13 protein-coding genes are annotated in these 12,221 nt (G+C 61.8%); 9 read left to right on the forward strand and 4 right to left on the reverse strand.

Translation table 11 applies throughout. The features are described 5' to 3' along the window. Positions 1-48: 48 nt before the first annotated feature. Genes AB1555_18685 through AB1555_18695 form a run of 3 tightly spaced genes read right to left on the reverse strand, consistent with a single transcriptional unit; the run spans position 49 to position 2,919 of the window. A complete protein-coding gene (locus AB1555_18685) occupies positions 49-1,209 on the reverse strand; it encodes a 1-deoxy-D-xylulose-5-phosphate reductoisomerase (protein MEW6248717.1) in 1,161 nt (386 codons plus the stop codon). Between the two features lie 37 nt (positions 1,210-1,246). Further along, positions 1,247-2,125, reverse strand: coding sequence for a phosphatidate cytidylyltransferase (locus AB1555_18690; protein ID MEW6248718.1), 879 nt, complete (start codon positions 2,123-2,125; stop codon positions 1,247-1,249). Beyond that, positions 2,122-2,919: an isoprenyl transferase gene (locus tag AB1555_18695; protein ID MEW6248719.1), complete on the reverse strand. Its 798-nt coding sequence runs from the start codon at positions 2,917-2,919 to the stop codon at positions 2,122-2,124. The genes AB1555_18690 and AB1555_18695 overlap by 4 nt, the downstream gene beginning before the upstream one ends. Positions 2,920-3,128: 209 nt before the next feature. Between AB1555_18695 and tldD the strand changes: the two genes are divergently transcribed. The 4 genes from tldD to AB1555_18715 all read left to right on the forward strand — a co-directional run bounded on the left by tldD (position 3,129) and on the right by AB1555_18715 (position 7,405). After that, positions 3,129-4,565: a metalloprotease TldD gene (gene tldD / locus AB1555_18700; GenBank protein MEW6248720.1), complete on the forward strand. Its 1,437-nt coding sequence runs from the start codon at positions 3,129-3,131 to the stop codon at positions 4,563-4,565. Positions 4,566-4,676: 111 nt separating this feature from the next. Beyond that, on the forward strand, positions 4,677-6,044 hold the full coding sequence (locus AB1555_18705) for a TldD/PmbA family protein (GenBank protein MEW6248721.1): 1,368 nt from the start codon (positions 4,677-4,679) through the stop codon (positions 6,042-6,044). Positions 6,045-6,146: 102 nt separating this feature from the next. Then, entirely contained in the window at positions 6,147-6,860 is a 714-nt protein-coding gene (locus AB1555_18710; protein MEW6248722.1) for a dienelactone hydrolase family protein, read from the forward strand. A gap of 68 nt (positions 6,861-6,928) precedes the next feature. Beyond that, positions 6,929-7,405 carry a hypothetical protein gene (locus tag AB1555_18715; protein ID MEW6248723.1) on the forward strand — a complete coding sequence of 159 codons (477 nt, stop codon included), beginning with the start codon at positions 6,929-6,931 and terminating at the stop codon, positions 7,403-7,405. A 172-nt stretch (positions 7,406-7,577) separates the two neighbouring features. Here the strand turns inward: AB1555_18715 and AB1555_18720 are convergent, their stop codons facing one another. Beyond that, positions 7,578-8,231, reverse strand: a complete 654-nt coding sequence (locus AB1555_18720) for a uracil-DNA glycosylase (GenBank protein ID MEW6248724.1) — start codon at positions 8,229-8,231, stop codon at positions 7,578-7,580. A 234-nt stretch (positions 8,232-8,465) separates the two neighbouring features. On the opposite strand from AB1555_18720, the gene AB1555_18725 reads away from it, so the two are divergent. The 5 genes from AB1555_18725 to AB1555_18745 all read left to right on the forward strand — a co-directional run. Next, positions 8,466-9,128, forward strand: a complete 663-nt coding sequence (locus tag AB1555_18725) for a MarR family winged helix-turn-helix transcriptional regulator (protein ID MEW6248725.1) — start codon at positions 8,466-8,468, stop codon at positions 9,126-9,128. Next, complete coding sequence (locus AB1555_18730) at positions 9,125-9,463, forward strand: PilZ domain-containing protein (protein MEW6248726.1); 339 nt, start codon at positions 9,125-9,127, stop codon at positions 9,461-9,463. Before AB1555_18725 ends, AB1555_18730 begins: the two co-directional genes overlap by 4 nt. Positions 9,464-9,482: 19 nt before the next feature. Next, entirely contained in the window at positions 9,483-9,761 is a 279-nt protein-coding gene (locus AB1555_18735; GenBank protein ID MEW6248727.1) for a helix-turn-helix transcriptional regulator, read from the forward strand. A 116-nt stretch (positions 9,762-9,877) separates the two neighbouring features. Further along, the gene (locus AB1555_18740) at positions 9,878-10,246 is read left to right on the forward strand and encodes a hypothetical protein (GenBank protein MEW6248728.1); all 369 of its coding nucleotides are present in this window, start codon (positions 9,878-9,880) and stop codon (positions 10,244-10,246) included. 32 nt (positions 10,247-10,278) lie between these two features. Beyond that, positions 10,279-12,221 (forward strand): type I secretion system permease/ATPase (locus tag AB1555_18745; protein ID MEW6248729.1); only part of this gene is annotated, 1,943 nt, incomplete at its 3' end.

Consider the following 12,221-nt stretch of genomic DNA (forward strand, 5'->3'; position numbering starts at 1 on the left):
CTCATCACTCAGAATTCAGAATTCATAATTCAGAATTCACTCGCGGTGTCAGCGCGCCAACGCGTGCACCAGCGCTTCGGCTTTCTCTCTGGCCCAGCGGTCGGCTTCGAGAGCGTCGCTAATCGACTCGACCTCCCGAGGCGCGTGGGCTTCCATGGTGCTCCGGATCACCTCGGCGATGTCCGTGAAACGGATGCCTTCCTGCAAATACGCCTCCACGGCAACCTCATTGGCGGCGTTCAGCGTCGCCGGCATCGTGCCGCCGATGCGCAAGGCCTCATAGCCCAGATTCAGGCAGGGAAACCGGTCATGATCCGGCGTAAAGAAGGTCAGCTTGCCGATCGCCGCCAGATCCAATGACGGCAAATCGAGCGGCATGCGTTCGGGATAGCGCATGGCGTACGAAATAGGGGTGCGCATGTCGGGCAATCCAAGCTGGGCGATGATGGATCGGTCTTCATATTCTACCAGAGAATGGACGATGCTTTCCCGATGGATCAGCACGTCGATCCGCGAGGCCGCGATATCGAACAGCCAGCGGGCTTCGACCACTTCGAGTCCCTTGTTCATCAGGGTGGCCGAATCGATCGTGATTTTGGCTCCCATCTTCCAGTTGGGATGCTGCAGCGCCCGTTCCGGTTTCACGTCCTGCAGTTGCGCGCGGGAAAAGTCCCACAGAGGCCCGCCGGAGGCCGTCAGAATGAGGCGCCGGACATCCTCGCGACGATGGCCCTCGAGGGACTGGAAAATCGCGCTATGTTCGCTGTCCACCGGGAAGATCCGCACGCCGTGCTTGCGCGCTTCTTCCTGCATGAGTTTCCCGGCCATGACCATCGGTTCTTTGTTCGCCAGGGCGACATGCTTGCCGGAGCGGATGGCGGCCAGAGTCGGGACCAGCCCTGCTCCGCCGACGATCGCGGAAATGACCAGTTCGGCGTCCGGCGTCCGTGCGACTTCCGCGACGCCGTCCATGCCGGAGAGGATGTCCACGGAGAGGTCTCGACACCGGTCGCGCAATTTCGCGGCCGCCGATGTGTTCGACAGAGCGACGAAGGCCGGCTTGTAGCGGCGGATCTGTTCCTCGAGTTTTTCGTCATTCGCACCGGCCGTGAGGCCGACGACCTGAAATTCGCCGGGAAATCGGTCGACAATATCCAGCGTATTCGTCCCGATCGATCCCGTCGATCCGAGAATCACGATTTTTTTCATGTCGAATCCTTCATGACTCTGAGCTGACCGCTGACGTCTATCCTTTGACTAGGGTCACATAGTAGTAGAACGCCGGAGCCGTAAACAATAGGCTATCGAGCCGGTCGAGCATTCCGCCGTGTCCGGGGAGCAGCCCCCCGGAATCCTTGACGCCTGCGCTGCGCTTCATCGCCGATTCCGCCAGGTCTCCCGCCAACCCCACGGCGGCCAAAAGCAGCCCGAGCGCGACACAATCGACCGTTGTAAAAGAGGGAAGAAACCACGCACGGGCTGCAAACGCCGTCAGGACGGAACACGCGAACCCTCCGACCAGGCCTTCGACGGTCTTGTTCGGGCTGATCGTCGGCGTCAATTTTCTCCGACCGAAAAGCGTGCCGACGTAATAGGCTCCCGTGTCCCCGGCCCACGTGGTCAGGACGACGAAGAAGACGAGGAACTCGCCGCCTTCCAGCGCGCGGGTTCGGAGCAGATGGCCCAGGGTGAACCCGACGTACAGCACCCCGAATGCCAAGACGGTGCTGTCCGTCAGCGCCCGGCTCGCGTCCCGTCGGGAAAACAGGGGAAGCAGCAGCGAGCCGACCACCGTGAGCAGGAGCGCGGTCTGTTCCGAGACCAGGCCCGGCCACTGCATGCTCGTGAGCAGCAGGGCGGTCGCTCCAAGCCCGAACAGGATCGGGACCGTCCCGTGCTCGGCTCGGAAGTGCAGCCGGTAGAATTCGCCAGTCGCCAACACGCTGGCGGCCAGGATGAGGATGAAGAAAGCGGAAGGCGGGAGATACCGGACCAGAAGGTAAAAAAGCGGAGCGAAAATCAGCGCCGGATAGACGCGGCGGATGTCCAGCCGTCTGGGTGTCGAAGGCAGAGTTCCGACAGGCTGCTGGCCTTCCGCTCCGCACTCCACGGCTCCCTGTTTCACAATCCGATCTGAGGAGAAACGGCGCTAAACACGCGACCGAACCGGCGATCCCGGCGTTGATAGTCCAACAGCGCCAGGAGCGCTTCACGCCGCCGGAAGTCCGGCCACAGCGTCGGCGTAAAGTACAGTTCGGTGTAGGCGAGTTGCCAGAGGAGGAAATTGCTGATCCGCATTTCGCCGCTCGTGCGAATCAACAAATCCGGATCAGGTAAGTCGCTCGTGGACAGGTAACGCTGAAACAGGGCCTCGTCGATGTCTTCCGGACGCAGAGCCCCGCGCTGACACTCGCGGACGATCCGAGAGACTGCGTCGACGATTTCAGATCGGCCTCCATAACTGAGTGCCACCGTCAGGATCAGTTTGTCGAGATGAGCGGTTTCCTGCTCCGTCGTGCGGACCCAATGCAGGGCGGACGAAGGCAGAGCGGCGACGCGCCCGATGGTGCGGAACCGGACACCCTGTTCCACGAGGCTCGATCGCTCCGTCGCCAGATAGTGCTCCAATAATTCCATCAACGCATCGATCTCCTGCGGCGGGCGGTTCCAGTTCTCCTGGGAAAAGGCGTAGATGGTGAGCGCGTGGATGCCCAGTTCCAGGCACAGAGTGATGACTTCGCGAACCGATTTGATGCCTTCCCGGTGTCCCGCGATGCGAGGCAATCCACGAAGTTCGGCCCAACGGCCGTTCCCGTCCATGATGACGGCGACATGCTTGGGAAGGAGATCCGGATCCAGCCGCGAGAGCAACTCGCCTTCGGAGAGTTGTTCCGTATCGAGAGCGGTGCTTTTCGTCATTGGAGCGCGTAAATGGATAATAATCCTTTCTGTGCAGAGGCGCGGCAGGCGAGGCAAAGTCTACTGGCGGGGTCGGCAAAAGTCAAACAATATTCACGAATTCCCGGCCAAAGCCGCGGGTTTTGCCGTCATGCCGCGGCGCGCGTTGAAATGCCTCGGCGTTCGCCGATATACTCCGCCGTCGTGATTGGGAGAAAGGAACCTGCCGCATGGCCGTCGAGCATACCGTCGAACTCGCCTGTTTCGGTGTAACCGACCGGGAAATTCAACAGGTCCTCGGACGGATGAAGGTCCGGGACGTGGATTACGCCGACCTCTATTTTGAATCGAGACAATCGGAATCGGTCTCTCTGGAAGAAGGCATCGTCAAGCGGGCGGCCAAGAGCGTCTCTCGAGGAGTCGGTCTCAGGGCGATCGCCGGAGAAAAAACGGGGTTTGCATACTCCGACGAGTTGACCCGCCGGGATCTGGAGATCGCGGCCGACGCGGCCCGCTATATCGCAGCCTCGCCCCAAGGAACCGACTCCCTGCCGGTGACCCACCGCGAACGCCCGCCGCACGACTTGTATCGGGTCGAACGCGAAGCCGTCGAAGTAGCGACGAAGGACCGGGTGGCGCTTCTCAACGAGATCGATGCGGAAGCCCGCCGGTACGATCCGCGGATCAAGAACGTCATCGCATCCTTCAACACGGAGTACAAAGTCGTGGTCGTGGCGACCTCGGAGGGCCGTCTGGTCGGCGATGTCCAGCCGCTGTCCCGCCTGCAGGTCACCTGCATTGCGGAAGAGAACGGCAACCGCCAGGTCGGGACCTTCGGCGGCGGAGGGCGCATCGGGTTTGAATGGTATCGGGAGGGCAACCGCCACCTGCAGTACGCCAGAGAAGCGGCGCGCCAGGCGATCCTGAACCTCGGCGCGGTGGACGCGCCGGCCGGCGTGATGCCGGTGGTGCTGGCGGGGGGCTGGCCCGGCATTCTATTGCACGAAGCGGTCGGCCATGGGCTGGAGGCGGATTTCAATCGCAAGAAGACCTCCGCTTTCTCCAATCTGATCGGCAAGCGGGTGGCCTCGGAAGTTTGCACGGTCGTCGACGACGGCACCTTGCCGTTCCGCCGCGGTTCGCTGAACATGGACGACGAGGGGACGCCGACGAGCCGCACGGTCTTGATCGAAAAAGGGATTCTTCGCGGCTATATCACCGATCGGCTGAATGCGCGGTTGATGGGCATCCCGCTGACCGGCAACGGGCGGCGGGAAAGCTATCAAAGCGTCGTCCTGCCGCGCATGACGAATACCTTCATGTTGGCGGGTGAGTTCGATCCGCAGGACATCATCCGGTCGGTCAAGCGCGGCCTCTACGCCGTGTCGTTCGGCGGCGGCCAGGTGGACATCACGAACGGCAAGTTCGTGTTCTCCGCCAGCGAGGCCTATCTCATCGAAGACGGCAGGATCACGAAACCGGTCAAAGGCGCGACGCTGATCGGGAACGGTCCGGAGATTCTGACCAAGGTCTCGATGGTGGGACGCGATCTCAAGCTCGACGAGGGTATCGGCACCTGCGGCAAAGAAGGCCAGTCGGTGCCGGTGGGGGTCGGCCTGCCGACCATTCGGATCGACGAGATCACGGTGGGGGGGACGAGGGCGTGAAGCTGCGACTGGATCCGCCTCTGTGCTCACAGAACGCGCACGATGAAACAGTGCTCGTTCGATGCGCGCAGTGGAGGCGAATCCAGTCGCTCTTCTGGTAGTGGCGGGGAGATGGAAAGAGAAGTCATACAGTCCGACAGGTTCGCCGATCTCGCCGCCGATATTCTTGACCGGGCCAGGCGTTGCGGGGCGACGGAAGCGGATGTCCTGGTGGCCGATGGGGAGACGTTGTCGATCCAGGTCCGGCTGGGAGCCGTGGACCGCTTGACCAAGGCCAGGGAGAAGCGCTTGGGGCTCAGGGTCTTTTTCGGGAAACGGTCGGCCAGTTCGTCCACGTCGGACTTCTCGCGGGAGTCGCTGGACCGGTTCGTGCGGGACACGTGTGAGCTGGCGCAGGCGGTCGTCGAAGACACGCTGTCCGGCCTGCCGGCTGCGGATCTCATGGCGAAGGATGTGCCCGATCTGGACCTGTACGATCCCACGAAACTGCAGACCGATGTCCAGATCGAACTGGCGCGACGGGCGGAAGCCGCCGCGTTTGCCGTGGACACGCGAGTGACGAATTCGGAAGGGGCGGAGTTCGATTCCTCGTCCGGGCGCATCGTGCTGGCGAACAGTCACGGGTTCGTGGGCGAGTACCGAAGCTCCAGCTTCTCGCTGTCGGTGTCGCCGATCGCGACGGAGCCGGGTTCCGGCGCCATGCAGCGCGATGCCTGGTACAGCGTGCAGCGGAAGTTCGCCAAGCTGGACAGCCCGGAGACGATCGGACAGGAGGCGGCCCGCCGTGCGGTACGGCGATTGGGGGCGAAGAAGGTCGCTACCCGTCGGGCGCCGGTCATCTTCGACCAGGAAACGGCGGGCAGTCTGTTGGGCAACCTCTGCAGCGCCGCCTCCGGCTATGCCATTTATAAAGGAGCCTCCTTCTTGGCGGGATATCTCGGCAAGCCACTCGCGCCGGATTTCGTGACCGTCTACGACGACGGCCGGATGCCGGGCGGGCTGGGGTCGCGTCCGTTCGACGGAGAAGGGCTGCCGACGAGAAAGACCACTGTGGTCGAACGAGGCGTTCTGAAGAGCTATCTTCTGGACACCTATTCGGGCAAAAAGCTCGGACTGGCTTCCACCGGCAACGCCTCGCGCAGCGTCGGCGAAAGTCCGTCGGTCGGGCCGACCAATTTTTACCTGGTGCCGGGAACCAAGAGTCCGGAAGAACTCATCGCTTCGGTGCGCCAGGGCCTCTACGTAACGGAACTGATCGGCTTCGGCGTCAACATGGTGACTGGGGACTACTCGCGCGGCGTGTGCGGGTTTTGGATCGAACGCGGGGAACTGGCCTATCCGGTCGAGGAAATCACCATCGCCGGGAATTTGAAGCAGATGTTCGCAGACATCGAGATGATCGGGAGCGATCTGGTCTTTCGCGGCCGCATCGCCAGCCCGACGATCAAAATTGCGGAGATGACGATCGCGGGGAATTAGCCGGTAGCGAATAGCTGATAGCAAGTCGCAAATCGCCTCAAACGCACAGCTTCTTGCTGTTGGCGGCTGGCTGTTCGCTGTTCGCTCTTCAGGAGGTGAGTTATGGTTGAGATCAAAGACATGATGGTGCAGTATCGGAGCGACGGCGTGACGGTGCGGGCGTATCTCGTGGGTCCGCAGACCAAGGAAAAGCGGCCCGCCGTCATCGTCGTCCAGGAATGGTGGGGGTTGAACGACCATATCAAGGACGTCGCGCGCCGGTTCGCGGCGGAAGGCTATGTCGCGATCGCGCCGGATCTCTATTCGCGGTTCCAGAACGAGGTCGTGCCGAACAGCAATCCCAAACGCGCGGGAGAGTTGATGGGTCAGTTGAAACAGGAAGACGGCCTGAAAGATCTGAATGCCACGGTGGCGTATCTCAAAAGCGTGCCGGAGGTCGATCCTGCCCGGATCGGGGTCATCGGGTTCTGCATGGGCGGCTCCTATGCGCTGATGCTTCCCTGCGTCAATCACGAGATCAAGGCTGCGGTCCCCTTCTACGGGCAGGTGCCGAATCCGGACACGCCGCTGCAGAAGCTGGCCTGCCCGGTGCTCTATATCTATGGAGAAGAAGACGGGTGGATCACCAAGGCCGACGTGCAGCGGTTGGCCGCCGCTCTCAAAAAGTACAACAGGCCGGGCGAGATCAAGACCTATCCCGGCGCGCCGCACGCGTTCTTCAACGATACGCGGAAGGATGTGTACAAGCCGGCGGAGGCCAAGGATGCCTGGACGCGCACGCTGGCGTTTTTCAAACAACATTTGAAGAGCGCGTAGCTCGTAGCTGATAGCGAATAGCTTAGGGCTACTCGCTGTCCGGTATGCGCTGTTTGCTAAGGAGAGTAATGGCTCTGAATGCGGAAGACGGGAAAAAAATGCTGCAAATGATTACGTCGCGCTACGACGACCGGCATTGGCGCAAGAAGATCGAGAAAACCTTGAGCCTGCCGCAGTCGGGCGTGAGCGATGAGGCGCAGCGGCAGATCTTCATGTACCTGAAGCTCGGCCTCAAGGCGTACAAGTCCCGCCGCGCCGATCCGGATACGTGGATCGTGGGCGGGTATGCGACGAAAGAAGTCATCGACCGGGCGAAGTTCCAGCCGCAGCAGGTGGGCCCGTCGATCACGAAGGAGGACGTGGCCTATCTCGGTGTGGACCCGGGGCCCGAGGTGGACGAAGCCTGGTGGGAGGACATGCTCGTCAACTGGTTCGAGGAGCCCGAAGAGGAGAAGAAGGAAGAAGCCGCCGAGGAAGGAGAAACGACCGACAAAAAAACCGACCAGCCTGCCGCCCAAACGCCGAAGGATCCCGCCAAAGCCTGAAAAGCTTAAAGCAACTCCCCGTCTCGCTTCCTCGCAACCGCTCCTCTCCCGGGGTGCCCATTGCCGGGGGACCCACTGCTCGGGTACCCGTTGCTCCCGATTACAGCGGGTGAATGCATGGGGTCGCCATTGCAATGGGCCATGGAGAGGATGAAGGTGAGGGGATGCTTACTTATGATCCGAACAGGTCCATCTGCTGGACCTGCGAGGGCGGTTCGATATGCAGCGCCCCGGTGCCAGGAGCGGAATCGGCCTCGGTCGCCGGTTGCTCCCGGCTGTGGCGGTCGAGAAATTCCTTCAGTTTCTTGAAATCCTCGCGCAACGGCGCAAGCAGCCCGCCCTGGTGCAGGGCGGCGGCCGGGTGGAGCAGGGGGAAGATCACGAAATCCTTCTGGTAGAACGCCTGCCCGCGCACTTTGGTAATGCCCACCTTCCGTTCCAGCAACGTCTGCGTCGCCCAATTCCCCAACGTGCAGACCAGCTTCGGCTTAATCAGACTGATCTGCTGCATCAGGAACGGTTTGCAGGTCTCGACCTCGTCGGGTTCGGGATCGCGATTGTTGGGCGGCCGACACTTGATGACGTTGGCGATATAAATGTCCAACCGCGACAGCCCGGCCGAGGCCAGCAACTCGTTCAGCAATTTCCCCGCCGCCCCCACGAACGGCTCGCCCTGCTGATCTTCGTAAAACCCCGGTGCCTCGCCCACGAACATGATCGTCGCGTGCGGGTTCCCGACGCCGAAGACCACCTGGGTGCGGCCCAGCTTCGAGAGCTTGCAGCGCTGGCAGTTGTGCAAAGATCGGGCGAGTTCCTGGAGCGTCATCGATGCATTGTCTGGGGGAGCGGCTCAATAAAACATCGGAGGCATCATAGGCAGTCATGCAAGGCTTGTCAATGCGACACAAGGCCTTGTCGGGGGCGCGTCCGCCGAGACATCCCATACGACGGTGGCCCAAAAAAGAGGCTTGACAGCCGGCGCGGCGTTCCCCTAGAGTCGCCGGCCTCATCACTTAGGAATGCTAAATAATACTCCTAAAATGTAGGAAAAGGCTGACACGTGAACGATCAGTTGGAACGCACCTCCGAACCGCTGAGTAACCGAGTGGTGGCCGGCCTGCAAAAAATCGGGCTGGCCATGAAGAGCCGTGCCTGGAAAGAGGCCAATCGCCGCAAGGTCACGCCTCTGCAGGGACAGACCCTGGCATTGCTGCGCATGCGGTTCGGCGACGAAGCGACCATGTCAGCTTTGGCGCAAGAGCTGGCGGTCGCGCTCCCCACCGCGTCCGACGTCATCCGGACGTTGGAAGAAAAGGGGTGGGTGCGCAAGAGCCGGTCGAAGGCGGACCGGCGCGTCAGGACCGTCAGGCTGACCGCCGCAGGCATGCGCAAAGCGGACAAAGGCGCCGGCTGGCCGGATTTTCTCGCCGCCGCCGCGGATCAACTGCCCGTTGCGGAACAAGAGTCGTTGCTGCGGATCCTGGTCAAGATGATCCGGACGCTGCAGGAGCGGAACGAGATCCCGGTCGCGCGCATGTGTGTCACCTGCCGCTACTTCCGGCCTCGCGTGTACGCCGATCCGGAACGGCCGCACCATTGCGCCTACGTGAACGCACCGTTCGGCGATCGGCTGCTGCGGATCGACTGCGCCGAGCATGCGCCGGCGGCGAAAGCCCAGGCGGAGCGAAATTGGAAAACCTTCACACAGGAGTCCACACCATGAGTGAACAACGACCGCCATGGGCGGAGCGCCTGGATGTGCCCGCGCGAGGGGAGCGGCAATCGATCCAGCGCCTGGTTCGGTACGAATATCGGACCCCGGGCGACGCGCTTGGCGCGGAACCTCGTCGGGAAGGCACGGGACTGACCATCAATGTCGGGGACGGCGGCCTGTGCCTGCTTTTGGATTGGGCGCCGACCGTAGGCAACATCCTGCGCCTCGCCATCTCGCCGCCGGAGCCGCCGCTTCTTTCACCCCGCCAGGCGGAAGTGCGGTGGGTCAGCCCGTTACCTCTCGCCTGCGACAACATCTACCTGGTGGGGATGAAGTTTAGATGATGAAGGCAGGGGTTGAGGAATGAACGAATGTCACGCCAACGGTGCACGTGTTCCTGTCTCGCACGGTGAAAGCTCGCCCAAGTGGCTATCCGTATGTATCTTTCTGACCCGTCGTGAACGGGAAATCCTCCAATTGTTGGAAGAAGGCTTGAGCAACAAGGACGTTGCAGTCAGGCTCGAGATCGAAGTGCAAACGGTGAAGAATCATGTGCGGCAGGTCTTCGTCAAACTGGGTGTGAAGAGGAGGAGAGAAGCCGTCCGGTATCCGCCAGAACACCGGGGCCTTGTACATTTCTGAGCATGATCTGATCGCGAATCCTTCCCGCGTCGGCTGCGCGTAGGAATCTTCCTACAAAGACTGGTACTTTTTCGTCGTTGACAATCTTTAGGTTGCAGTCTACATGAGCGATGGCCATGCAGCCGAGAAAGAGGTTGGGGTATCACGGAGGAATATTGGAGAACGCCATGGCGGAACGAAACGAGAACATGGTTGCCTTGAAGGTGACGCTGACGCCGGTCGAGCACGCGGATCAACCGGTGTTGGCCAATTACACGTCGGTCGGCGTGGCGCAGGGCATCGCCTATCTCGACTTCGGGTTCATTGAACCCGCGATGCTGGCCATGCTCGCCCGCACCGCGCGTGACGGCAAAACGATCCCCGACAGCCTCGACGGCAAGCTCGTGGTGCGGGTGGCGCTGGGGCTGGATGTCTTGCAGCGCCTGCACCAGCAACTGCAGCAGGTCCTGGTCGGGGTGCGTGGGAAAAGAGAAGCGAGGCCCTAGAGGATTGTCGCCGGCCATGTAGAGGCCAGAGGATGGCCCTCGCCACAGAGAGCCCCACAGAAAGAGACTCTGCCTCGCCTGTCTCTCCCGACAAGGACACCGGGCTCCTCTGCCTGCTGCTCATTGCCCGCTTCTATGATCTGCCGGCCGATGGGGCCCAGTTGCGCCATCAGTTCGGCGATTCTGGTTCGCTTCTCTCCGATCGCGACCTGCTTCGTGCCGCCAAGCACCTGGGCTTCAAGGCCGGGTTTGTCCACACTGAATGGACCAAGCTGGCCGGCACGCCGCTGCCCGCCCTTGCCAAGCGCAGGGATGGCCGGTATGTCGTGCTCGCCAAAGTAGACGGCGACAAGGTCCTGGTGCAGGACCCGCTCGCAGGACGCCCGCTGATCGTGGCACGGGCGGATTTCGAACAAAACTGGTCGGGCCATCTGCTGCTGTTCACCAAGCGGGCCCACCTCCGCCCACAGGACTTGAAGTTCGACTTCACCTGGTTCATCCCGGCCATCGTCAAATATCGCTGCTTGCTCGGGGAAGTCCTGATCGCGTCATTCTTCCTGCAACTGTTTGGGTTGCTCACGCCGCTGTTCACCCAAGTGGTCATCGACAAGGTGCTGGTGCACAAGGGCTTCACCACCTTGCATGTGCTCGCCATCGGCATGGTCGCGTTGGCGCTCTTCGATGCCACGCTGGGCGGCCTCCGCACGTATCTCTTCGCCCATACGACCAATCGGATCGATGTGGGATTAGGCGCGCAGTTGTTCCGTCATATCCTGGCTCTGCCGTTGGCCTATTTCGAGGCCCGCCGGGTGGGGGACACGGTCGCGCGGGTCCGGGAGCTGGAGCACATCCGGCAATTTCTCACCAGCAATTCCGTTACCGTCGTCCTCGACCTGGTCTTCACCGTCGTGCTCCTCGTGGTCATGTGGGTCTACAGCTCGCTGCTCACACTGGTGGTGCTGGGATCGATGCCGCTCTATGCCTTCCTGTCGATCGTCATCACGCCCATCATCCGGGCGCGGCTGAACGAAAAGTTCACTCGCGGGGCCGAGAATCAGGCGTTTCTGGTCGAGGCGATCAGCGGCATTCAGACTGTGAAGGCGCTCGCCGTCGAGCCGCCGCTCCAGCGGCGATGGGACGAGCAGCTTGCCGGCTATGTGCGCGCCAGCTTCCGGGCGACCAGTCTCATGACCGTAGCCAGCCAGATCGCCTCGTTCATTCAGAAAGTCACGACGATCGCCGTGCTCTGGACGGGCGCGTATCTGGTCATCGGCGGCGACCTCAGCATCGGCCAACTCATTGCCTTCAACATGTTGTCGAGTCAGGTGACCGGGCCGCTCTTGCGGATCGTCAATCTCTGGCAGGAGTTCCAGCAGGTCGGCATCTCGGTCCAGCGATTAGGCGACGTGCTCAACACCCGCCCGGAGCCTGCCTACAATCCCAGTCGGACCACCTTGCCGCGCGTGGCCGGGCAGATCGTCTTCGATGAGGTGACGTTCCGGTATCGGCCGGATGGGCCGGAGGTCCTGCGCAAGGTGTCCTTCGCTGTCCAGCCCGGAACCGTGATCGGCATTGTCGGGCGCTCAGGCTCTGGCAAGAGCACCATCGCCAAGTTGATCCAGCGGCTCTATGTGCCGGAACGGGGCCGCGTCCTGGTCGATGGAGTGGATCTGGCACAGGTGGACCCTTCGTGGCTCCGGCGACAGGTGGGTGTCGTGCTGCAAGAGAATTTTCTGTTCAACCGTTCGGTGCGGGACAACATCGCACTCACGAATCCCGCCATCTCGATGGACCGGGTCATCGAGGCGGCGAAACTGGCCGGCGCGCATGACTTCATTCTCGAGTTGCCCGAAGGCTACGACACGCTGGTGGGCGAACAGGGGTGCTCCCTCTCCGGCGGGCAACGGCAGCGGATCGCCATCGCCCGCGCGCTCGTGGCCAATCCCCGGATTCTCATTTTCGACGAGGCCACCAG

This window comes from Nitrospirota bacterium (assembly GCA_040755395.1).
Lineage (GTDB): Bacteria > Nitrospirota > Nitrospiria > Nitrospirales > Nitrospiraceae > DATLZU01.